The 22385-nt window shown below is 44.8% G+C and carries 21 protein-coding genes; 15 read left to right on the top strand and 6 right to left on the bottom strand.

Going from position 1 to position 22385, the window contains the following annotated elements; genetic code table 11:
* The 13 genes from R7R24_RS08370 to R7R24_RS08430 all read left to right on the top strand — a co-directional run.
* Window positions 1–948: chemotaxis protein CheW (locus tag R7R24_RS08370; RefSeq protein ID WP_318119482.1), on the top strand; the 948-nt coding region annotated here is incomplete at its 5' end.
* Window positions 949–983: 35 nt separating this feature from the next.
* Complete coding sequence (locus tag R7R24_RS08375) at window positions 984–1478, top strand: chemotaxis protein CheW (protein ID WP_005380507.1); 495 nt, start codon at window positions 984–986, stop codon at window positions 1476–1478.
* Window positions 1479–1491: 13 nt separating this feature from the next.
* Window positions 1492–1986, top strand: a complete 495-nt coding sequence (locus R7R24_RS08380) for a DUF2802 domain-containing protein (protein ID WP_054577710.1) — start codon at window positions 1492–1494, stop codon at window positions 1984–1986.
* A 289-nt stretch (window positions 1987–2275) separates the two neighbouring features.
* Window positions 2276–2893, top strand: coding sequence for a cytochrome c biogenesis heme-transporting ATPase CcmA (gene ccmA, locus R7R24_RS08385; RefSeq protein WP_005380511.1), 618 nt, complete (start codon window positions 2276–2278; stop codon window positions 2891–2893).
* Between the two features lies 1 nt (window position 2894).
* Entirely contained in the window at window positions 2895–3563 is a 669-nt protein-coding gene (gene ccmB, locus R7R24_RS08390; protein ID WP_005380512.1) for a heme exporter protein CcmB, read from the top strand.
* Between the two features lie 109 nt (window positions 3564–3672).
* Window positions 3673–4416: a heme ABC transporter permease gene (locus tag R7R24_RS08395; protein WP_005380513.1), complete on the top strand. Its 744-nt coding sequence runs from the start codon at window positions 3673–3675 to the stop codon at window positions 4414–4416.
* A gap of 11 nt (window positions 4417–4427) precedes the next feature.
* Window positions 4428–4634, top strand: coding sequence for a heme exporter protein CcmD (ccmD, locus tag R7R24_RS08400; RefSeq protein WP_005380515.1), 207 nt, complete (start codon window positions 4428–4430; stop codon window positions 4632–4634).
* A complete protein-coding gene (gene ccmE / locus R7R24_RS08405; protein WP_005380516.1) occupies window positions 4631–5116 on the top strand; it encodes a cytochrome c maturation protein CcmE in 486 nt (161 codons plus the stop codon). The genes ccmD and ccmE overlap by 4 nt, the downstream gene beginning before the upstream one ends.
* Entirely contained in the window at window positions 5113–7089 is a 1977-nt protein-coding gene (locus tag R7R24_RS08410) for a heme lyase CcmF/NrfE family subunit (RefSeq protein WP_005384454.1), read from the top strand. Before ccmE ends, R7R24_RS08410 begins: the two co-directional genes overlap by 4 nt.
* A 1-nt stretch (window position 7090) precedes the next feature.
* Window positions 7091–7645 carry a DsbE family thiol:disulfide interchange protein gene (locus R7R24_RS08415; protein ID WP_005380518.1) on the top strand — a complete coding sequence of 185 codons (555 nt, stop codon included), beginning with the start codon at window positions 7091–7093 and terminating at the stop codon, window positions 7643–7645.
* Entirely contained in the window at window positions 7642–8127 is a 486-nt protein-coding gene (locus R7R24_RS08420; protein WP_005380519.1) for a cytochrome c-type biogenesis protein, read from the top strand. The genes R7R24_RS08415 and R7R24_RS08420 overlap by 4 nt, the downstream gene beginning before the upstream one ends.
* Complete coding sequence (gene ccmI / locus R7R24_RS08425; protein WP_025767178.1) at window positions 8127–9341, top strand: c-type cytochrome biogenesis protein CcmI; 1215 nt, start codon at window positions 8127–8129, stop codon at window positions 9339–9341. Before R7R24_RS08420 ends, ccmI begins: the two co-directional genes overlap by 1 nt.
* A gap of 216 nt (window positions 9342–9557) precedes the next feature.
* Window positions 9558–10331: a VacJ family lipoprotein gene (locus R7R24_RS08430; protein WP_005380523.1), complete on the top strand. Its 774-nt coding sequence runs from the start codon at window positions 9558–9560 to the stop codon at window positions 10329–10331.
* Window positions 10332–10405: 74 nt separating this feature from the next.
* Here the strand turns inward: R7R24_RS08430 and R7R24_RS08435 are convergent, their stop codons facing one another.
* The 4 genes from R7R24_RS08435 to R7R24_RS08450 all read right to left on the bottom strand — a co-directional run bounded on the left by R7R24_RS08435 (window position 10406) and on the right by R7R24_RS08450 (window position 14888).
* Entirely contained in the window at window positions 10406–11722 is a 1317-nt protein-coding gene (locus R7R24_RS08435) for an outer membrane protein transport protein (RefSeq protein WP_005380525.1), read from the bottom strand.
* A 309-nt stretch (window positions 11723–12031) separates the two neighbouring features.
* Entirely contained in the window at window positions 12032–13291 is a 1260-nt protein-coding gene (locus tag R7R24_RS08440) for an outer membrane protein transport protein (RefSeq protein ID WP_005384451.1), read from the bottom strand.
* 297 nt (window positions 13292–13588) lie between these two features.
* Window positions 13589–14320 carry a DUF3379 domain-containing protein gene (locus tag R7R24_RS08445; RefSeq protein ID WP_033907380.1) on the bottom strand — a complete coding sequence of 244 codons (732 nt, stop codon included), beginning with the start codon at window positions 14318–14320 and terminating at the stop codon, window positions 13589–13591.
* On the bottom strand, window positions 14313–14888 hold the full coding sequence (locus tag R7R24_RS08450; RefSeq protein WP_042522516.1) for a sigma-70 family RNA polymerase sigma factor: 576 nt from the start codon (window positions 14886–14888) through the stop codon (window positions 14313–14315). Before R7R24_RS08450 ends, R7R24_RS08445 begins: the two co-directional genes overlap by 8 nt.
* Before the next feature lie 720 nt (window positions 14889–15608).
* Here R7R24_RS08450 and fadI point away from each other — a divergent pair.
* Both fadI and fadJ read left to right on the top strand, forming a co-directional pair.
* Window positions 15609–16916 carry an acetyl-CoA C-acyltransferase FadI gene (gene fadI, locus R7R24_RS08455; RefSeq protein ID WP_054575365.1) on the top strand — a complete coding sequence of 436 codons (1308 nt, stop codon included), beginning with the start codon at window positions 15609–15611 and terminating at the stop codon, window positions 16914–16916.
* On the top strand, window positions 16916–19027 hold the full coding sequence (fadJ, locus tag R7R24_RS08460) for a fatty acid oxidation complex subunit alpha FadJ (protein ID WP_054575364.1): 2112 nt from the start codon (window positions 16916–16918) through the stop codon (window positions 19025–19027). Before fadI ends, fadJ begins: the two co-directional genes overlap by 1 nt.
* A 62-nt stretch (window positions 19028–19089) precedes the next feature.
* Here fadJ and R7R24_RS08465 read toward each other — a convergent pair whose 3' ends face one another.
* Window positions 19090–19344, bottom strand: coding sequence for a hypothetical protein (locus R7R24_RS08465; protein ID WP_017635936.1), 255 nt, complete (start codon window positions 19342–19344; stop codon window positions 19090–19092).
* Between the two features lie 169 nt (window positions 19345–19513).
* Window positions 19514–22291, bottom strand: a complete 2778-nt coding sequence (locus tag R7R24_RS08470; RefSeq protein ID WP_054577614.1) for an insulinase family protein — start codon at window positions 22289–22291, stop codon at window positions 19514–19516.
* Window positions 22292–22385: the final 94 nt, after the last annotated feature.

A 22385-nucleotide genomic window follows, 5' to 3' on the forward strand; every position in this document is an offset into this window, starting at 1 on the left:
CCAGAGCCAGAGCCAGAGCCAGAGCCAGAGCCAGAGCCAGAGCCAGAGCCAGAGCCAGAGCCAGAGCCAGAGCCAGAGCCAGAATTACAGCTACAATACTCGGAGCCAGAAACGTACCAGTTTCAAGAAACATATCCGCCAGAGTTGGAAGCTCCAAACCTGGAAGATGTTCAAAGGCTATTAAGTCAGCTTGAAGCAAGCAACCCAGTGGCTGAGTTGGATATTGATAGTATTCTTGAACAAAATACGATTGATATTGCAGCAGAGATAAAAGCGGCTGAGCCTGAGGTACAAACCTTTAGTGAGGTGCCTGAGCTTCAGGGTGTTGAGGAAATACAGGACTGGGTGATTGATGAGCCAGTTTTTGAGGAAGCGCAACCAGAGGTGGATGAACCTCACGCAGTGATCGAACAAAGTATCAATATAGAATCGAACGTCGATACTGAACTCGAAACACAAGCAGATTCCGATATACCAACGGTCTGGGAAAGCACGAAGCGAAGTGAGGACTTCCAAGTTCTTTACTTTGATGTGAATGGTGTCACGTTTGCTGTACCTCTTGATGAGTTAGGTGGTATTCATCGCATTAGCGAGCTTAACCATTTGATAGGAAAACCCGCCTGGTATTTGGGGCTACAAACAAATCGCGAGCAGCAGTTTGATGTCGTCGATACCGCGAAATGGGTGATGGCAGATAAGCTTCGTGATGATAGCTATAAAGATAACTACCAATATGTCGTCATGCTTGGTGAGAGCATGTGGGGGTTGGCCAGTAACCAATTAAGGGGGACTGAAACGCTTAATATCGACAAGGTTCGCTGGCGTGAGCAGGCGGGTAAACGCCCTTGGCTAGCGGGCATGGTAAAAGAAAAAATGTGTGCCTTAATTCATGTCCAGGCGCTCATTGACATGCTAAACGCCGGTTTAGATGTCAAATCACTGAATTAGATTTAAGTCGGGAACGACATTAACGAGGATTAACTATGTCTCAAGCTTTTGAAGTAGAAGTGAAGAAAGATGCATCGAATGACGAAGTTCTTCAGTGGGTGACGTTCCAGCTAGAAGAAGAAACGTACGGCATCAACGTAATGCAAGTTCGTGAAGTACTTCGTTATACTGAAATTGCCCCTGTTCCAGGTGCACCAGATTATGTACTTGGTATCATCAACCTACGCGGTAATGTAGTTACTGTTATCGATACACGTTCACGTTTTGGCCTGATGGAAGGCGAAGTCACTGACAACACTCGTATTATTGTGATCGAGTCTGAGCGTCAAGTGATTGGTATCTTAGTAGATAGCGTGGCAGAAGTTGTTTATCTGCGTTCTTCTGAAATTGATACGACGCCTTCAGTTGGTACCGACGAGAGTGCGAAGTTCATCCAGGGTGTGAGCAACCGTGACGGCAAGCTTCTTATCCTTGTGGATTTGAACAAGCTGCTAACAGATGACGAGTGGGACGAGATGGCTCACCTTTAATGGCTGAATGATGATGGCTGAAGAGACTCTTTTATCTGCCCCATTCCTTGCGGGTGGCGTCGCTTTTATCGTGTTGGTATTGGTTGTTTTGCAACTGCGGATTCGCTCGGGGTTACAAAAGCAGTTAGATCAACAACGAGCTCAATCTCGACACGCAGATAAAGAAGTGCAAAAGTTGAGTAAGCAGTTACTCGAAGTGCGCTCGGTTGTTGTTGGTCTTGGACAAAAAGTGACCGAGCAACAAGACATTATTCAGCACTTAAACGAGAGAATTCGCGAACTCGAACACGCTGATACTGATGGTCGCTTGTACAGTCGCGCTTCTAAAATGGTACAGCTTGGCGCTGATATCAACGAGCTGATTGAAGAGTGCGAACTACCAAAAGCCGAAGCTGAGTTGATGCTTTCACTGCAGAAGAAACTGGCAGGGAAAGAGAAGATTCCACCATTAAGTGGTCAGCCATCAGATGGCGCAGAATATCCAGCGCGTGGACGTCGTCGACGCTAAAGGTTATCAAGCGATAAAAAAGAGGCGTTATTACGCCTCTTTTTTGTTTTTAGCCGCTAATGCTCTTCTTAAATACAACCCTAGATAACCTTCAGTCGATCTTGCTCTTAGCTCTGGCCTCTCAAATTCAAAATGAGCGCTTATAACTACTTATAGTTAATTTTATTAAAGTGTGATGATTAATTAACAAAAATACATGAACTTACATGTAACCTAGCCCTCTTATCCTGTTTTGTCATAACTAAGCTGTGCTAATATAGCGGCTCGTTCATTTTTTAGTTGAAGCTCTATGTTAGAAGTGTCTAACCTGACAGCAATCCGTGATGAAAGGGTTCTGTTTGAAAACCTGCAGTTTGAAATTAAGCCTGGTGAATTGGTCCAGATCGAAGGGCGTAATGGTACTGGTAAAACTACATTGCTACGGATTGTGACAGGGTTAGGTGATAGAGAAGAAGGTGTCATTAAATGGAAAGGCGAAGAGGTTGAAAAATCTCGTGATGTTTTCCATCAAGATCTGCTTTTCTTAGGACATCAAACAGGAGTGAAACGAGAGCTTACCGCATTAGAAAACTTACGTTTTTATCAATCTATTCAAAATAATCGCTCTTCAGACGAAGAAATCTTTATCGCTTTGACTCAAGTAGGATTAGCTGGTCGAGAAGATGTGCCTGTAGCACAACTTTCCGCAGGTCAGCAACGACGAGTCGCATTGGCAAGGTTATGGCTCAGTAAGCAAATTTTATGGATCTTAGATGAGCCGTTGACTGCCATTGATAAGCAAGGTGTCAAGGTGCTTGAATCTTTGTTCGCAAGTCATGCTGATAATGGCGGTATTGTTGTGTTGACGACGCATCAAGATATGTTTGCGGACAGCCCGAAACTTAGAAAAATAAAGCTGGGTGACTGATATGATTTCCTCGATGACCACCATCATTCGTCGTGAGCTCCTAATCGCATTTCGCCGTCAGGCAGACATTCTGAACCCGCTGTGGTTCTTTATTATTGTCATTACTCTCTTTCCTCTGAGTATTGGACCAGAGCCTAATTTGTTAGCACGTATTGCAGCGGGCATCGTTTGGGTTGCCGCATTGCTGTCCGCCTTATTATCATTAGAGCGTCTATTTCGTGATGATTTTCAAGACGGTGCACTAGAACAAATGATGCTAATGCCGATTCCATTGCAACTTGTAGTGGTTTCAAAAGTCATAGCACATTGGTTGTTAACAGGGTTACCTCTGATTTTAATTAGCCCATTATTGGCGGTTTTACTTTCGCTCGACTTCAATACTTGGCTATCGGTTGTATTAACCTTGATGATCGGTACACCAACACTAAGTTTTATTGGCGCCATTGGTGTGGCGTTGACTGTTGGGTTGCAAAAGGGTGGCGTTCTTTTGAGTTTGCTTATTCTTCCGCTCTACATCCCAATTTTGATTTTCGCAACATCGGCAATTGATGCTGCCGCACTCGGTATGGCGTATAACGGTCAACTAGCGATTTTAGGTGCGATGCTAATGGGGGCGATGACATTAACGCCTTTTGCCATCAGTGCCGCATTACGAGTTAGTGTCAACTAACTCAATAAAGTGCCAATGAAGCGGCGCTTGATCAAAGAATTATTATTAAAGCACTGCTACGGTCTCAACCCTTTAGACAGTGTCCCTGAAGTAAGAGTGAGAACAAAACATGTGGAAATGGCTACATCCTTATGCCAAGCCAGAAGCAGCTTATCGTTTGAGTGGTAAGTTTCTGCCTTGGTTTTCTGTATTGGCCCTCGTATGCTTATCGGTTGGTACGGTTTGGGGGCTTGCATTTGCGCCTTCAGATTACCAACAAGGTGACAGTTTCCGAATCATCTACATTCATGTCCCATCAGCTATTTGGTCTATGGGCGTTTATATGTCGATGGCGATCGCTGCATTTATTGGCCTAGTATGGCAAGTTCGCCTATCTGATATGGCGGCACTTGCGATGGCTCCGATTGGTGCAGTATTTACTTTTATTGCTCTACTTACAGGTGCTGTTTGGGGCAAGCCTATGTGGGGCACTTGGTGGGTATGGGATGCCCGTCTTACATCTGAATTGATTCTTCTATTTCTCTACCTTGGTGTGATTGCGCTTTACCATGCGTTTGACGATCAAAAAACCGCCGCAAAAGCTGCTGGTATTTTAGCGATCGTAGGCGTAGTAAACCTACCTATCATTCACTTTTCCGTGGAATGGTGGAACACGCTTCATCAAGGTGCGACGATCACGAAATTTGAACAACCTTCTATTTCATCCGACATGCTTTGGCCGTTATTGCTGAACATCTTTGGCTTTGCGTTCTTCTTTGGTGCCGTGACGATGGTCCGTTTTCGTAACGAAATCATCAGTAAAGAAAGTCACCGCCCTTGGGTGCGCAAACTCGCAACAGAACAAACTCAGTGAGGTAACTGATTATGCATTTTGAATCTCTGAGCGACTTTTTTGCCATGGGTGGCTACGCATCATACGTATGGAGTGCGTTTGGTATTACTTTCTTATCCATGCTGATTCTTCTGATCACTAGCCTTCGCCGCGGTGATGCATTATTGAAAGAAGTGAAAGCAAAAATTGACCGTCAAGCTCGTATCGACGCAGCGAAGAACATGGAGAACACCTTATGAACCCGAGACGTAAAAAGAGGCTAGGTATTGTACTAGCGATCTTTATCGGTATTAGTGCCACCATTGGTTTGATACTTTATGCGCTTAATCAAAATATGGACCTTTTCTACACTCCAACGGAATTGGTTAATGGTAAGCCAGATGGCACCAAGCCAGAAGTAGGCCAGCGTCTGCGTATCGGTGGAATGGTGGTTGTGGGCTCAGTTCGTCGAGATCCTAATTCTTTGAAAGTGAGTTTTGACCTGCACGATGTCGGTCCGAAAGTGACGATTACCTATGACGGTATTCTTCCTGACTTGTTCCGTGAAGGGCAGGGTATTGTTGCTCAAGGTGTACTGAAAGATGCCACGACAGTTGAGGCATTTGAGGTCCTAGCGAAGCACGATGAAGAATACATGCCACCAGAAATTGCAGAAGCGATGAAGAAAACGCATGAACCGCTTCAATACAGCACCGAACAGAAACAAGGAAGCGGCCAATGATTGCTGAAATCGGTCACTTTGCTCTCATTCTTTCGCTTGCAATGGCAGTGCTGTTGAGCGTATTGCCATTGTGGGGAGCATCGAATAATAACACCATGCTAATGAACACAGCGCGACCGCTATCTTGGTCTATGTTCCTGATGCTGTTGTTCTCTTTCGCCATTTTATGTTGGGGATTTTATACCAACGACTTCACGTTACAGTATGTAGCGAGCAACTCGAATAGTCAGCTTCCTTGGTACTACCGTTTAACCGCAGTATGGGGTGCACACGAAGGTTCACTGTTGCTATGGGTTTTAATCCAAGCTGCTTGGACTGTCGCTGTAGCGACGTTTAGTCGTGGTATGCCGCAAGAGTCGGTTGCACGTGTACTTGCTGTTATGGGCATGATCTCAGTGGGTTTCCTACTGTTTATCATCTTAACGTCAAATCCATTCCTACGTACGTTACCGTTCTTCCCGGTTGACGGACGTGACTTGAACCCTCTGCTTCAAGACCCTGGTTTGATTGTTCACCCGCCAATGCTTTACATGGGCTATGTTGGTTTCTCGGTTGCGTTCTCTTTTGCGATCGCATCCCTAATGACCGGACGCCTTGATACGGCTTGGGCTCGTTGGTCTCGTCCTTGGACAACCGCTGCATGGGTATTTTTAACACTTGGTATCGCACTAGGTTCTTGGTGGGCTTACTACGAACTTGGCTGGGGTGGCTGGTGGTTCTGGGACCCAGTAGAAAACGCATCATTCATGCCTTGGTTAGCGGGTACCGCATTAATCCACTCTCTTGCCGTGACAGAAAAACGCGGCACATTTAAAGCGTGGACGGTACTATTGGCAATCTCTGCATTTTCGTTGAGTTTGTTGGGCACCTTCTTAGTCCGTTCCGGTATTTTAGTATCGGTGCACGCGTTCGCGTCTGACCCGTCGCGCGGTATGTTTATTCTAGGCTTCCTCGTTTTCGTTATCGGCGGCTCTTTATTGCTGTTTGCCGTAAAAGGTGCAGCAGTGCGTGTACGAGGTAACTTCGACTTAGTCTCACGTGAAAATGCGCTCTTAGCCAACAACGTATTACTTATCGCCGCTCTTGTTGTGGTGTTAGTGGGGACACTGTTGCCGCTCGTACACAAGCAGCTTGGTTTGGGGTCGGTTTCTATCGGTGCGCCATTCTTTGACATGCTATTTGCGTGGTTAATGATGCCATTCGCTTTCCTGCTTGGTATTGGTCCTCTTATTCGTTGGAAGCGAGACAATTTATCTAAACTTGTGAAACCAATGCTCGTTTCAGGTGTGCTTGCTTTCGCCTTGGCCGCGCTATGCGTGTACCTGTTTGCCGATTTCTTCTCAACCATGGCTTACATTGGTTGGGTGATGGCGATTTGGATTATTGCGATGCATGGCTTTGAACTGTACGAGCGCGCAACGCACCGTCATAGCTTTAGTGAAGGTGTTCGCAAGCTGCAACGTAGCCACTGGGCAATGATGTTGGGTCATGTTGGTCTGGCGGTATCTGTTATCGGTATTGCGATGGTACAGAACTACAGCATCGAGCGTGATGTACGTTTAGCACCTGGCGAACACTTCCAAATTCAAGGCTATGATTTCTACTTCTCAGGCTTGCGTGATAAAGATGGTCCAAACTACGATGGCTACATCGCAGACTTTGAGATCACACACGATGGCAAATACGTGAATACGCTTCACGCAGAGAAGCGCTTCTACCGTACGGCTAAGTCTATGATGACTGAAGCAGCCATTGACCGTGGTATTAGCCGCGACTTATACATTGCAATGGGTGAACGTTTAGACGACAACCGATCTTGGGCTGTTCGTATTTACTATAAACCGTTCGTTCGTTGGATTTGGGCTGGCTCTTTGATTATGGCATTAGGCGGCGCACTAGCGATTTCTGATAAACGCTACCGCTTCCGTAAATCGCCGAAGCAAAACGCGAAGTCAAAAGAGCAGGAGGCATAACATGAATAAGAAAATCTTATTTATTCCGCTTGTCGCTTTCATGATTCTAGCGGGCATTTTCGCAACCCAATTAATGCGTAACCAAGAGGGCGATGATCCAACTAAATTGGAGTCGGTTTTGGTTGGCAAGCCAGTTCCTGAATTTCATTTAGAAGACCTGGCTGAGCCTGGAAAACAGTACGACCAATCAATTTTTAAAGGTGAACCGTTGCTCTTGAACGTTTGGGCAACGTGGTGCCCAACGTGTTATGCAGAGCATAAATACCTAAACGAATTGGCGGGTAAGGGCGTTAAGATCATCGGTATGAATTACAAAGATGATCGTAATAAAGCAATAGGTTGGCTGAATGATCTCGGCAACCCGTACTTGATCAGCCTATTTGATGGCAGTGGTATGCTTGGCCTTGACCTTGGCGTTTATGGTGCTCCAGAAACATTCATTATTGATGCAAATGGTGTGATTCGCTATCGCCATGTAGGGGATGTAAACCCACGTAATTGGTCAGAAACACTGGAGCCGCTTTACAACAAATTGGTTGAGGAGGCGAAGCAATGAGAAAGCTAATTCTTGCCGTTTTTGCTGCGATGACATTATCTCTTGCTGCTCATGCGGCCATTGAAGTGTACGAGTTTGATAATTTGGAACAAGAACAGCAGTTCAAAGAGTTAAGCCATACGCTCCGTTGCCCTAAATGTCAGAACAACACGATCTCGGATTCTAACGCTGAACTTGCTCAGGACTTACGCCATAAGGTGTACGAAATGACCAAAGAAGGTAAGTCCAAAGATGAGATTGTTGATTACATGATCGCCCGTTACGGTAACTTCGTGACTTACAACCCACCATTTACGGTCGCGACTGCGATTTTGTGGCTAGGGCCACTCGCTGTAGTACTGGGTGGTTTTGGTTTGATTGTGCTGCGTAGCCGTAAATCTAAAGTTAAGGCAAAAGCGAGCAGTGACGAGCAATGGGATGAGCAAAAAGAAGCTCGTTTAAAAGCATTGCTTGAAGAAGAGAACAACGGAGATAAGAAGTAATGACACTATTTTGGATTTCCACCGTTGTTCTCACGCTTATTGCTTGTGCGCTGGTGGCTTTGCCGCTGCTTAAACAAAAAGCGAACAATGATGATGTGTTACGCGATGAGCTTAACAAGGCATTTTATAAAGACCGACTATCTGAGCTTGCAGAAGAAACTGACGAAGGTCTAGTTGAAAGTGAAGACGAACTGATTTCTGATCTAAAGCAATCACTGCTTGACGATATCCCTGGTGATAGAGCGCAAAAAGAAACCAAGGTTTCTCCAATCGCAGTTTTAGTTCCATCGGTAATTCTGACGGTGGTGCTGAGCTATGGTTTGTATTATAAATTTGGCGCGTCAGACGATATTGTTCAATGGCAAGAAGTGTCTGCAAATCTACCTGAGTTATCGAAAAAGCTGATGTCGGCTTCTTCTGAGCCGCTGAGTGACGATGAAATGGCGGATTTGACCCTTGCCCTTCGAACTCGCTTACATTACCAGCCGGAAGACTCGACAGGTTGGTTACTGCTAGGTCGTATTGCGTTAGCAAATCGTGATGTCACCACAGCTATCGATGCGATGGAAAAATCGTACCGCCTAGAGCCAAAAGACCCAGATGTGATGTTGGGTTATGCACAAGCTCTGATGCTGTCTCAAGAGGAAATGGATCAAGCGACGGCTCGCTCATTACTCGGCAAGCTGATGCAGCAAGACTATGTCGATCTGCGTGTGTTTTCTTTGTTAGCGTTCGATGCGTTTGAGCGTCAAGACTTCCCGGCTGCCATCAAGTACTGGGGAATCATGCAGCAAATGATTGGTCCAGAAGATAGCCGCTACGAGATGTTGTCACGCAGTATTGAGAGTGCTCGTAAGCAAATGGGCGAAGCGGTTTCACAGGATAAGAGTGTAGCTGTGACAATTGATGTGGCACCAAATGCTCAGTTGGATCCAAACGCAGTTCTGATTGTGTCAGTACATCGTTCAGATGGCTCCCCAATGCCTGTGGCTGCTGCTCGTTATCCGCTAGGTACTTTCCCTCGCACAGTCGTATTAGATGATGGCAATGCCATGATGCAAGGGCAAAAGTTATCTTCACTCGATAAGCTAATCGTCCGTGTGCGTGTAGATTCTGACGGTAACGTAGCAACGCGTGATCAAGATTGGCACGGAGAAAGTGACGTCGTTGAATTTGGCGCACCAGTAGAAGTGACCATTGATCAGCAGTATTAATTGTTAACATCTGTCTCTGAAACATGACAACGAGGTAGAGTCAGTTGCCTTTAGTGGTATGACTCTAAACGATCGAGTAGAATACCGAAGGCCAGCGATTGCTGGCCTTTATTTATTCCCATATCTGAGTCATCTTTACTATGTATCCTGCTCAACATACGTACAATGGTTAATCGGGGTGACTTAGGTACATTAATAGTCGTTATGGAAAATAAAATGTATAACAAGGGTAAATCTACCTTCTTGTTGCTGTTAGCCGTTGGACTGGTTGGCTGTTCAAGTGCGCCTGATGAAGCAGTAACAGGACAAGAAACAAATCAAACGACTTCTGATGTGTATGACCCGTTGGAAGGCTTTAACCGAACCATGTGGGAACTCAACTACGAATATTTAGATCCGTATTTGGTTCGTCCTGTATCACTTGCGTATGTAGAATACACGCCAGTTCCTATTCGTTCTGGTATCGCTAACTTCTTATCGAACTTAGATGAGCCAGCAAGCATGGTTAATAACTTAATCATGGGTAATGGTACGAAAGCCGTGGACCACTTTAACCGTTTTTGGATTAACTCGACGTTCGGTATTTTCGGTTTATTCGATATTGCAAGTGCCGCGGGTATTACGAAGTACGACGAGAAAGCGTTCAGTGATGCAGTAGGCCACTATGGTGTTGGAAATGGCCCTTACTTCATGGTTCCAGGTTATGGTCCGTATACCTTACGTGAAGTGACAGATACCGTAGATAGTACGTATTTACCCCTCTCTTATCTCAACTTCTGGGCGAGTTTGGGTAAGTGGGCGTTTGAAGGAATGGAGAAGCGTGCTTTATTAGTACCGCAAGAAGCGCAGCTAGACTCGTCGCCGGATCCATATATTCTAACTCGCGATGTTTATATCCAGCGTCAAAACTTTAAAGCAGAAGTTGAAACGGTAGAAGAAGTTAACATCGAAGAAGAAGAGTATTTAGATGAATATCTAGAAGACTTTTAAGCGTTGTTCTTCACAATAGAGAAATGAAAAAAGGCTTAGCTGATGCTAAGCCTTTTTTGTATTTTGCAGCTTGGTTAGAAACGGTAGTTTGCTTGAACACCGATTAGCCAAACATTACCCGTAGTTTCGCCTACGAATTGGCCGCCGACTTGTTCTGCAGTGTCGTCTGACTTGTAACCACGAGACTCAACGATTGGTGCGTCTTTCGCAAAAATATAGGTGAAGCCAGCGTCTAGGCTGAAGTCTTTCGTCCAATCGTACGTTGCGCCAATACTTAGCCAAGTGCGGTCAGTTTCTGGAATAGTAATCGTGCGGTTTTTGTCGCTTACCGCTGAAGTATCGTATGCAATACCAGTGCGTAGCGCTAGCTTAGGATCAAGCTGGTAAGTAGCACCAACAGCAAAGCGATAGTTGTCTTCCCAGTTTTCTACTTTAACCATATGCGTGCCAGCAGTATTTAGACGTGCTTCCAATTTCTCGAAAGAGCTCCAATCCGTCCAGTTAACGCTTGCGTGTAACGCAAGTTGGTCTGTTACTTGGTGGAAGCTTGCCAACTCAGCCGTTGCAGGCAGGTTTAGATACATGTAGCCGTTGTCGCGTTCAGAAGTACCGAAGCCAAAACCAAGACCTTCAGCATGGCCTTCAAGCTTCAGTTCAACTTCAGATTTATACGCGAAGCCGATACGGTTATTTTCATTGATCTGCCATGCTGTACCAACTTGCCAGCCCCAAGCGGTATCGTCACCTTCCATGTATTTTAGAGCGGTACCTTGAGGAACACTGATTGGTTGATTAGTTTCAGGATTTAACCCTACAACGTTATTCTTAGGAGCTGCTGCGCCAAAGCTGCCTTCGCCGATGATGTAACGGATACCACCACCAACGCTGATTGATTCATTGACTTTGTAAGCTGCGTTTAAGTTCGCTTCCATTGTCGTTACGCTTGCTTCGTTACCGAAGTGCGATGCACCAAAGCCTTTACCTAAATCGGTTTCCATGCCGTAGTTGGTGCCAAATGCCAAACCAATCGCGAATTTCTCATTATATTGGTGTGATAGGTAGAAGTTTGGAATGATTGCATCATGTGCGAAGTCATCTGAAGATGCAGAAGAAGTGCTACCGTGGAAGTTTACATCACCTTCAATATCAATATTTGGGTTCACATAGATTGCACCAACGGACACTTGAGTGCCTTCCAAATAAGTTAGCATTGCTGGGTTACGCCATTGTGCACTTGCGTTGTCAGCCATTGCAGCTTCACCAGCATATGCTCGACCTAGGCCTGTTGCAGAATATTCAGCAAGTTGGAAACCTGCTGCGTTAGCCATGCCCGTTGTGCCAAGTAGGCTTAATGCCACTGCTGTTGATAGAAGAGTCTTGTTGGTTTTCATTCGAATGTTCGCTGATTTGTTTATAACGTGGGACGAAAGTTTAAAGGTAGAGTTTTTACTTTAGAAATGAAAATCCAGCGTAAGTGGTCTTTTGAAATATTATCCTTTCAAATGTTATTTTTGCGGTTTAATAATCTAACTGTGAAAGGCTTGTAAACGGAATTCAGCGAACAGCTGTGCGTCCTAATTGTGAGATTTAGATACACGTGTTCACTCAAATTGAGTGAGCAATAAATCGCAGATATGAAAAAAGGCTGGAAATCCAGCCTTTTATATAAAGTATTTTTCTACTAACTAACAGCGAAGCGTTTAGAAGCTACGGCTGTATTGTAAGCCGAATAGAATTGCATCAGCATGAGTTGTTGCTGTTACACCGGTAGAAAGACCAGGAGCTAATTGAGTATTCTCATTAACTTTTACATCTTCACCTAACAAGTACGTGAAGCCAAAATCGATGTTTGAGCTATTATCAATATGGTAAGAGAAACCTGTGGAGAACCACTGGCGATCTGAGTCTGGTACCGAGATAGACGTTACTTTATCTTGAGCGCTTGTGTCGTACATGTAACCAGCACGAAGTGTCCAGTTGTTGTTTAGGTAGTAAGTACCACCAATTGCGTAGTGCCAGCCATCTTGCCATTGATAGTCTTTCGAGTAACCACCTTTAAGTAAACCCTGATTTAGGTTCTCAAAATCAATTTGGTCGAAATCTTTCCAACCGATGTATTGGATGCTGTAGTGTACAGCAAACTTAGTGTCTTGGATTTTGTGGAAACCAGAAAACTCGGCCATATCTGGTAGAGGTAGCGTGATTTCCTGACCTTTGTCGTCTTTTGCCGTAAATTCAGGGCTGTAACGATACGCTAGACCAAAACGGTTGTTTTCATCTAGTTCGTACACAGTACCTACGTTAAAACCAACAGCCCAACCATCAGCTTTATCTACGTCCAGAATTTTTTGACCGCCAACCCTTGGGACTGAAGAGCTAGTTGTACGCTTCATTGTGCCTTGGCCGTAGATTAAATCTAAACCAGCACCAAAGCTCCATTGTTCGTTTAAACGGTAAGAACCCGCCAATCCAAAGTTGAAGCTTTTTACATCCGTAAGACCACCGTACTCTGTTGCGGTGTAGTTATCTGAAAATTCAGTTTTAGTGCCGAAATTAGAGTATGCGTTTACGCCCCATGCAAACTTGTCATTTACTGGAACGATTAGGTGAATGTTTGGAGCTATTGACGTATCACCCACATCATCAGTATCAGCAACACTTACAGTATTGGAGCCCAAAGGAGTATTAACGTTATATTTCGCATCTTTCACTTCAATCATTGAAGTAATGCTTTCGAAACCTAGCGACAGTTCCATTTTATCAAACAGAGCCATTGCTGCTGGGTTACGAGCCATTACTGCTGCATTATCTGCGATTACTGCATCACCAGCAAATGCACGGCCGATGCCAGTTGCTGATTGAGCGTTGATTTGGAAACCCGCTGCCATCGATTGACCTGAGGCAAAAGCTACCGTTACTGCTAGGAGAGTCTTTTTAAACAGACGCGTGTTCTGAGTCATTTGTTTTTCCTTATTAGATTCGTCTCTTTGGACGATAAATTGAGCTTTTGCTCAGTGGCGCAGATAGTAGTATCAATAATTGCTTGGACAAATCCGACCATTGGATAAAATTGAATAAAAATTGCAGAAATGATGTCTAAAAGACGGGAAATTGCACTTAAAATGCATAATTTAGAGTTTAAGCTCTAAATGGTATAGCGGTGGTGAATGTTTTGCGTTCTATTTATACAAAAATGCCGCTAAATAAGATCATTTAGCGGCATTTAACCTTTTGAAGGCTGGAAATCGTCGAAGTTGTTACATCGGCTTAATCATTGATGCAAGAGTCGTAGCGAGCGCATCAATATTTTCACCTTCTTCCCCGACTAAAATCAGGCTTGAACTCCCGACGGGCTGAACGATTCCGGTCATGCCATCCTTACTAAAGTCGGTACTTTGTTCGCTTGGAATACCAGTAATAAATAACGTTACTTTACCTTTTGGACCTTGGAACACCATATGCACCGCATTGGATTCGCCAAAACCGCAGTGGTTTAGGTAGTAAACGTGATATGGAAAGTTTTCACTAAACTGGTAATGAAATGGCGACATTTTCGCATTAATTTGCGAGCTCGGTACATCCTCATCAAGATGACGAACAAACGGTTCTTCATGAATAACGTGTTTCATCGCGGTATCCGCTAAACTGGCTTGTGCTGGAGACACCAAAACATTTCCCCAGTTTACTTGGCCAACTAATAACCCTGCGGTGAACGCAATAGAAGCGGCAAGTGCCATTGCTTTGCGGACAAAGTTTGGTCTTACGACCTTCTCTTCATCAAGTGCACTCGACGTCTGGCTAAATAAAATCTTATCTGCGAGATCTTCGGGTACATCCACATTCATGGCTTGTTTAATTTTTACATCGAGATCCAAAACGTCATCAACAAACTTATTGTTGGCGTCGCTACCAGCTAAAGCTTGCAGAATCTCTTCATCCTTTTGTTTTGGATCCGACAAAATACGACGACGAAATTCTAAATCATCCATTCTTTTGTCCTCTCTTGGTATCTTGAGAATCCAACATCTCTTTAAGTTGATTACGAGCGCGAAATAGTCGAGTCATCACTGTATTTTTATTTAAATCAAGAATGTCACCAATTTCTTCTCCACTGAAACCACCAACAACTTGGAGAAATAAAGGCTCACGGTATTCAACATCGAGCTTCATGATCTGTGCCTGCAGCCATTCTTGCTGGTGATGTGGGTCATCGCTGACTTTAGCATCATTGCCGTAATCATCGATATCAACTAAATCAAATTGTTTACGTTCGAAGCGGCGCGCATTTTCTCGTCTCAATATTGTGATGAGCCAAGACTTGGCAGCTTTTTCGTCTTGGAGGCTATCGAGTGACTTCCAAGCTCTAAGACAGGTTTCCTGAACTAGATCTTCCGCGACCGCTTTATCTTTGCACAACCAATATGCGTAGCGGTACAAGTCACGATGATACCCTCGGACGAGCGCTTCGTATTTTCTTTGCTTGTCCATATCAGAGTTGACCGGACTGTTGGAATTTTTCTTTCCAAACATTTTTAATATGGCCACAGGAGCCTCCATCCTCGCTCTGTGAGTTTCTTACTTGTTCTGAGCATGACTTTACTTGCTTCATCGCTTAGCGGTTTTGGTTGCAGGATTTGTCATGCAACCCCTTTGACACAATAAGCCATGTGGTTACCTAAAAGTGTATACGCAAATGTCAGATATCATCGAACACGAATTGATATATATTGTTAACAATATCATCATTAGTAATCAATGGCTTGGATAAGTTCACTCGATGGAGCATTAAAAGGGACTTCTGATGGTGGATTCTTGAATTGTTTTGAATCAATAATCGCTTTAGGTGAGCTTAAAACTCGTAAAATCACTATAAAATTGATCTATTTCAAAATATCAAGCAGTGAAGGGGTTATAGTACACCTTGTCATCTCGTTAGTCATTGCGACTAACATGTTGAGCAAGATGACACTTCCTTTTGAAGGCTGACTTTACTTTCTCCTAATCAGGAAACTGATTACTTTTCAATTGGCGTAAGTTAATTGTTTTATAGATATTCCGACCACACAGTTATGTGTGGTTTTTTTTTGCTTCGATTTTACTTTCCGTATACCTCTTACCGTTTTAACTCTCTATAGTTAACCATTAGTAATCGCATAAGAATCAAAGAAGTAGAGTAATTGAACTACTTGCTTCACGTTTATTTAAACGCACGTTTGATAAATTTAACAAATTCATTACAATGCATCAGGTCAGACCTCTTGTATTTAAGGAGAAACAATGGGCAAGCAGGAAGTAAAAACACGCAATGGTGAGCGTGTCGCTATTGTCGCGGGGCTTCGAACTCCCTTTGCTCGTCAAAGCACGGAATTTAGCCAAGTGCCAGCGGTCGATTTAGGGAAAATGGTAGTAAGCGAAATGCTTGCTCGAACAGATATTGATCCGAAGCTAATCGAACAAGTGGTATTTGGACAAGTAGTACAAATGCCTGAAGCGCCAAACATCGCACGAGAAATCGTGTTAGGCACCGGTATGAACATCCATACTGATGCTTACAGTGTGACTCGAGCGTGTGCGACGAGTTTTCAAGCGGCGGTTAATGTCGCAGAAAGCATCATGGCGGGAACCATCGATATTGGTATTGCTGGCGGTGCAGACTCTTCTTCCGTCCTGCCTATTGGCGTATCAAAGAAATTGGCTTCTAATCTGCTTGCTCTTAGTAAGACAAAAACAATGGGTCAGAAGCTTAGTATCCTCAAAAACTTGAGCTTTAAAGACCTGATGCCAGTGCCACCAGCAGTAGCAGAGTACTCTACGGGTTTATCCATGGGACAAACTGCAGAGCAAATGGCTAAAACACATGGTATTTCTCGCGCAGAACAGGATGCGCTTGCACATCGTTCTCATACGCTGGCTTCTCAAGCTTGGAAAGAAGGAAAAATCCAAGATGAAGTGATGACGGCTTTCCCTGAACCATACAAAAAGTGGATTTCGGAAGACAACAATATCCGTCATGACTCAACGGTTGAGGGATACGCGAAATTGCGACCTGCGTTTGATCGTCAGTATGGCAGTGTTACGGCTGCGAACAGTACGCCATTGACTGATGGTGGTGCGGCAGTGATGTTGATGCGAGAAGGTAAAGCGAAAGAGCTCGGAATGGAGATTCTTGGTTACATCCGAGGTTATGCATTCTCTGCTATCGGCGTGGAAAAGGACATGCTGATGGGGCCGACTTATGCCACAGCGAAAGTGCTTGAAAATACAGGCTTGGAACTGTCAGACCTGACGTTGATCGACATGCACGAGGCCTTTGCTGCTCAAGCATTGGCGAATGTGAAGATGTTTGCTTCCGATAAGTTTGCTCAAGAAAACCTTGGTCGCTCAAAAGCGATTGGTGAAATTGACATGGATAAGTTCAACGTGCTTGGCGGATCAATTGCTTATGGTCACCCATTTGCTGCGACTGGTGCGCGTATGATGACGCAAACCCTACGAGAGCTAAAACGCCGTGGCGGTGGTATTGCATTGAATACCGCATGTGCTGCTGGTGGTCTTGGTGCGGCAATGATTCTGGAGGTTGAGTAATGAGCGAGCAAAAAGCATTTAGTCTAAAGGTTGATGAGCAAAATATTGCTTGGTTAGCCATCGATGTTCCTAATGAAAAAATGAATACGCTGCAGGCGGCTTTTGCTGACGAAATGAAAGAAATTTTTGCTCAGCTAAAAGACTCCAGTGGTATTAAAGGGATGATCATCCACTCCCTAAAACCGGACAATTTTGTTGCGGGTGCTGATGTTCGAATGCTAGAAGCATGCACCACAGCAAGTGAAGCGGAAGCCTTAGCAAGGCAAGGTCAGGAGTTGTTCCAGCAGCTATCGGACTTACCTTATCCTGTCGTTGCGGCTATTCATGGCCCATGTTTGGGCGGTGGTTTAGAACTGGCTCTTGCATGTGATTATCGTGTTTGTACGGATTCTGACAAAACGCGTTTAGGTCTGCCAGAAGTACAACTTGGTTTATTGCCAGGTTCTGGTGGTACTCAGCGTCTGCCACGTTTGATTGGCCTGTTACCGTCGTTGGACTTGATCCTGACGGGTAAACAACTTCGTGCGAAGAAAGCTAAAAAATTGGGCGTTGTGGACGCCTGTGTGCCTGACACCATTTTGCTCGACGTAGCAAAACAGTTTATCGACAAAGGTAAAAACAAGGGCACGAAAAAGCTATCGACGAAAGAAAAGGTGATGTCTGGTAGCGGGCTAGGGCGCAAGTTTGTATTTGAGCAAGCTGCGAAGAAAACGAATCAAAAAACTCGCGGTAACTATCCAGCAACGGTTGCAATTCTAGAAGTTATTCAACATGGCTTAGAGAAAGGCTTCGCTAAAGGCCAAGAACTTGAAGCGAAGCGCTTTGGTGAGCTTGTGATGAGCTCAGAGTCAAAAGCGCTCCGTTCGATCTTCTTTGCCACAACAGAAATGAAGAAAGAAAATGGCACGGATGCGAAACCAGCACCAGTTCATAAAGTTGGTGTGCTTGGTGGTGGTCTGATGGGCGCCGGAATCAGCCATGTGTCTGTTGCAAAAGCAAAAGTACCTGTTCGCATCAAAGATGTTAGCAACGATGGCGTTTTAAATGCGCTCAACTACAACTACAAGTTATTTGAGAAACAGCGCAGACGTCGCATTCTATCCAAGGCCGATCTGCAAGCGAAAATGCTGCAACTGTCTGGTGGTGTCGATTTTACCAGTTTTAATCATATTGATGTCGTAATTGAAGCCGTTTTTGAAGACTTAGATCTTAAGCAAAAAATGGTGGCGGACATTGAAGCGAACGCTAAGTCAGAAACTATCTTTGCGACCAATACTTCTTCGTTGCCTATCCACAAAATTGCAGAAAAAGCAGAGCGTCCAGAAAACGTAGTGGGTTTGCATTACTTCAGCCCAGTAGAAAAAATGCCTTTGGTGGAAGTGATTCCGCATGAAACGACGTCAGATGAAACCGTTTCAACAGTTGTTGCACTTGCTAAGAAGCAAGGTAAAACCCCGATCGTAGTGAAAGACAAAGCGGGCTTTTACGTGAACCGCATTCTTGCGCCATACATGAACGAAGCGGCGCATATTCTGCTGGCTAACGAACCGATCGAAAAGATTGATACGGCGTTGCTTGACTTTGGTTTCCCTGTCGGCCCGATTACCTTACTGGATGAAGTCGGTGTCGACATTGGCGCGAAAATTATGCCGATTCTGGTTAATGAGTTAGGTGACCGATTCAAAGGCCCGGATGTGTTTGATATCTTGTTAAATGATGGACGTAAAGGACGCAAGAGTGGTAAGGGGTTTTACACTTACAAGGGCAAGAAGAAAGATGTCGACAAATCAGTTTACAAACTGCTTAAGCTCGACCCTGAATCTAAGCTAAGCGATAACGATATTGCGTTGCGCTGTGTGTTGCCAATGTTGAATGAAGCGGTACGTTGTTTGGATGATGGCATCATTCGCTCGTCACGTGACGGTGATATTGGCGCGATATTTGGTATTGGTTTCCCACCGTTCTTGGGTGGTCCGTTCCGTTACATGGACCAATTTGGCATTAAAGAGCTCGTAGAGAAAATGAATGAGTTTGCATCGAAGTATGGCGATCGTTACGCGCCATGTGATGGTTTGCTTACTCGAGCTGGTGAAGGGACAACGTTCTATTAAACGTTGCTTCGGTAGAGAAAAAGGCTTGCCAGTGGCAAGCCTTTTTCATAAAGAAGAAATGGTTACTTCTTCTTGTCTTTCTTATCTTTATTGTGGCCTTTACCTGGGTTGTCGTCCCCGTGAACGCTGCTGTTACCTTTTTTGTCTTTATCATTCCACTGCTTTGAAGAGCAATCATCTGAGTTGATAGATACATTGTCTCCGCTAAGGCGCACACAGTCGTCACTTAATTCGAAGCCATCGCCTTTGACTGAGATTTCAGCGTGAGCAGATGCCAATGGCAGTATAAGAGCCACAAGTAAAAGTGCTTTTTTCATGACTACCTCATTAAGTTATTTTTAGTGCGGGGAATTAGAGCATAAGCCGTAATGGCGTAATTTCAATTTTCTGCTAATTATGGTGCCGATTCAATCTATGAGACCGACAATCTCACTGGGCTCTAGGTACATACTTAGTATTCGACAATTTTATTTCTGCGCAACTAGATCACCCCAAGCCGCAATCTTTTGGCCGAAGTTGGAACTCTTCAATCGATCCTATTTCTTGTCCTAGATGGATGCGCGGAGCCTCCGAATGCGCTTGACCTTGAGAGTGCATGATCAAACGATTTGCAGTACGAGGTTTCAATTCGTTCACAACGAAGCGAATCATGTCTGCGCGCGTCAGCTTCTTCAACTCCGCCAGTACCTTGTCACGTTGGTTAAACTCAGTGTCCTTATTTCCTATCGCAACCCAAAGACGTTGAGCCCGTCCTCGAAGTGTGGTGTCCGGCGTTGCTATTTGGTTCCACAAGCCGCGCTTACTGCTGTGCCATTGGTAATCGTTTAACTCTAACAGCACCATATAAAAGGCATTTAAAAACTCATCGATTGAGGTAACCAGCTCGGCAGGTGCTGCATTAGGTGACTGCACATACAGTACAATACCAGGGTGACGATTTAGCGGCATATTGCCAGTGCCTACCATGTAACCTAATTGCTGCTTGGTACGGATTTCGTGGAAAAACGTTGCCGACATAAGGTGATTGGCCAATGAGTATAGCGCGATACTGCGAGGCTCAATATCCTCGCACTGGTGGTAAATAACGACTGCTGAATCTTGCTGATTACAATGCACCTCACGTTGAAAACTGCCATTTTTACCTAGCATAATGAGCGGACGAAGTGCCTCTTCATAACGTTGCTCGTTAACTCTTAGAGCATCCTTCAAGGTCGTAGCCATGTCATGGGCTTGCTGGCGTTGCCAGTCTCCGTAAACAAACATTTCAACGTGCAGTTCTGCAAGAATGGATTCTACGAATACCGAGAGTTCATCGACTTCGATTTCTTCTAGCGCTTCGACTAAGGTTGCGAAAGGCGGGTTATTGGGTTGAAGTAACCCAGTAAGTGCGTTAAACAGCTGCGAAATAGGGCGATCTTGTGAAGCATTTCTCCAGTTTCGTAACAATTGTTGTTTGATGGTTTCAAAGCGAGCAGGGCTGAAATCTCGAGAAGCAAAACGGTGCAGAATCATTTCTAGCAACTGAGGCAGCTTTTGACTGAACCCTGAGAGGGTTAAGGTCACGCCACCTTGGTGAGCATACATGTTGTAACCCATCCCTGCGATTTCTGCTTGATAGGTTTCTTTTGCTAGCGAATCGAGGAACATCTCTACACATAAGCGCGTTTTGACGATGTTCTTTGGTGATGCAACGGCATGAGAGCTGTCGATAGCGACATAAACGACACCTTTGGGCACGCGAAATTCGTCATCTTGCAAATGCCACAGCCGAAACCCTTCGAGATCCTCAATCAACTCTGGCAGTGAATCACCATTTTCGAGTGGCATGGGGTCGAGATCGTAGCAAATATAAGGGTTCTTTTCCGGTAAGACGAATTGCCAGCTTGGATCGATTTGTTGATAGAAACGACGTTGGTCTTCACTAAAAGGTGTGACGGAGTACGGGGTAAAGTACCATTCGGCAGTACGGTTGTATTCCAGGCCTTTAGCAATCAAAGTGACGCGTACATTATCGATGGTTAAGTATCGCAGCAATGAACGCTGTAACTCCTCATCGTAGCCCGCCATTTTGTAGTCACCATAAACCGTGTCTTCCGGTTGATAGTGCTGCATGTTGATCACCAGATGGCTGACGAGATCCATTGGGCGCGATGGCTCTTGGAAGCGGAAAGCCGATTCTAATACCGCTTGTTTTTCGAGATAGCGCCATTCATCTAACCCGTCTTGTTTGATCATCGAGAGGTATTGAAAAACCGCTTGAACGATATCATCAACATGATCTAAGCCGTTTGGCGTCAGGGTGCAGCTTACGGTAAAGTCTCGGTAGTTACTGCCACTCGCGCCGCCGCCCGCTGAGAGAGAGGTAATCCAGCCTTTTTCTTTGAGTTGAAGCATCAAACTGCCTTCTCCTTCATAACCCAACAGGTGAGCAAAGTAGGAGAGTGGCTTCACGCTATAATGCGCATCCATTCCCGGCATGGGGAATGTGAGAATCAGTTTACGGAACTCTTTGAGCGGCTCGACTTGAACCAAAATGCCCGTGCTTTCCTCAGTGCCTATCGGTACATCAATCGATTTTCCACGAAGGTGGTGATTTGGGATGTCGGCAAACATGGTTTCTACCCAAGCTTGCTGTTCATCGAGCGACTGTGGCCCAAATAGAGTCAGTGTCATCAAATCGGCGGAATACTGAGAGTGGTGAAACTCCACAATTTCGTCGCGGATGGATTTACCATCTCGGTCGCCAAGAGTATCTAAGTTTCCGACAGAGAATTTTGAAAACGGGTGCTCTGGATTGATGACTTCTTTGTTAACTTGATACAGGCGACGAGAATCATCATTGAGTTTGAGCTTGTATTCGGAGTCGACAGCCTGTCGCTCTTTGTCTAATGCTTCTTCGTTAAACAAAGGTGCGGTAAAAAATTGGCTAAATCGATCTAAGGCACTTTCAAAGGCATTTGGAGCAATATTGAAAAAGAAACAAGTGTGCTCTGTACCAGTCCAAGCGTTGTTTGTTCCACCGTGTTGGCTAATATAGCTTTGAAACTCGCCCACTTTAGGGTATTTTTCCGTACCCAAAAAAAGCATGTGTTCTAAATAGTGTGCCAGACCTTGGCGATCGTTTGGGTCGTCGAAGTGTCCAACGTTCACTGCCAGAGCAGCTGCCGACTGTTGAGCCGTATCGGAATGAATCAGCAGTACACGCAGATCATTGCTCAAGGTAATGTAGCGGTATTGATTTGAATCGTTAGGACTTAGATGCACGATGCGTCTCCAGATTTCGCATTACAGTAATTTAGGCTCCCCTCGCGGGGGGGCGCAAAGTTTGCGTTTCGACAAATACTGCTTGCCGTATTTT

This window comes from Vibrio sp. 704 (genome assembly GCF_033339295.1).

Bases quoted from the DNA above. Each gene is read 5' to 3' on its own strand.
- fadI (WP_054575365.1), top strand. From the start codon at position 15,609: ATGGGCAAGCAGGAAGTAAAAACACGCAATGGTGAGCGTGTCGCTATT.
- ccmB (WP_005380512.1), top strand. From the start codon at position 2,895: ATGATTTCCTCGATGACCACCATCATTCGTCGTGAGCTCCTAATCGCA.
- R7R24_RS08450 (WP_042522516.1), bottom strand. From the start codon at position 14,888: ATGGAGGCTCCTGTGGCCATATTAAAAATGTTTGGAAAGAAAAATTCC.
- R7R24_RS08440 (WP_005384451.1), bottom strand. From the start codon at position 13,291: ATGACTCAGAACACGCGTCTGTTTAAAAAGACTCTCCTAGCAGTAACG.
- R7R24_RS08395 (WP_005380513.1), top strand. From the start codon at position 3,673: ATGTGGAAATGGCTACATCCTTATGCCAAGCCAGAAGCAGCTTATCGT.
- R7R24_RS08430 (WP_005380523.1), top strand. From the start codon at position 9,558: ATGTATAACAAGGGTAAATCTACCTTCTTGTTGCTGTTAGCCGTTGGA.
- fadJ (WP_054575364.1), top strand. From the start codon at position 16,916: ATGAGCGAGCAAAAAGCATTTAGTCTAAAGGTTGATGAGCAAAATATT.
- ccmI (WP_025767178.1), top strand. From the start codon at position 8,127: ATGACACTATTTTGGATTTCCACCGTTGTTCTCACGCTTATTGCTTGT.
- R7R24_RS08380 (WP_054577710.1), top strand. From the start codon at position 1,492: ATGGCTGAAGAGACTCTTTTATCTGCCCCATTCCTTGCGGGTGGCGTC.
- ccmA (WP_005380511.1), top strand. From the start codon at position 2,276: ATGTTAGAAGTGTCTAACCTGACAGCAATCCGTGATGAAAGGGTTCTG.
- ccmE (WP_005380516.1), top strand. From the start codon at position 4,631: ATGAACCCGAGACGTAAAAAGAGGCTAGGTATTGTACTAGCGATCTTT.
- ccmD (WP_005380515.1), top strand. From the start codon at position 4,428: ATGCATTTTGAATCTCTGAGCGACTTTTTTGCCATGGGTGGCTACGCA.
- R7R24_RS08375 (WP_005380507.1), top strand. From the start codon at position 984: ATGTCTCAAGCTTTTGAAGTAGAAGTGAAGAAAGATGCATCGAATGAC.
- R7R24_RS08465 (WP_017635936.1), bottom strand. From the start codon at position 19,344: ATGAAAAAAGCACTTTTACTTGTGGCTCTTATACTGCCATTGGCATCT.
- R7R24_RS08445 (WP_033907380.1), bottom strand. From the start codon at position 14,320: ATGGATGATTTAGAATTTCGTCGTCGTATTTTGTCGGATCCAAAACAA.
- R7R24_RS08410 (WP_005384454.1), top strand. From the start codon at position 5,113: ATGATTGCTGAAATCGGTCACTTTGCTCTCATTCTTTCGCTTGCAATG.
- R7R24_RS08415 (WP_005380518.1), top strand. From the start codon at position 7,091: ATGAATAAGAAAATCTTATTTATTCCGCTTGTCGCTTTCATGATTCTA.
- R7R24_RS08435 (WP_005380525.1), bottom strand. From the start codon at position 11,722: ATGAAAACCAACAAGACTCTTCTATCAACAGCAGTGGCATTAAGCCTA.
- R7R24_RS08420 (WP_005380519.1), top strand. From the start codon at position 7,642: ATGAGAAAGCTAATTCTTGCCGTTTTTGCTGCGATGACATTATCTCTT.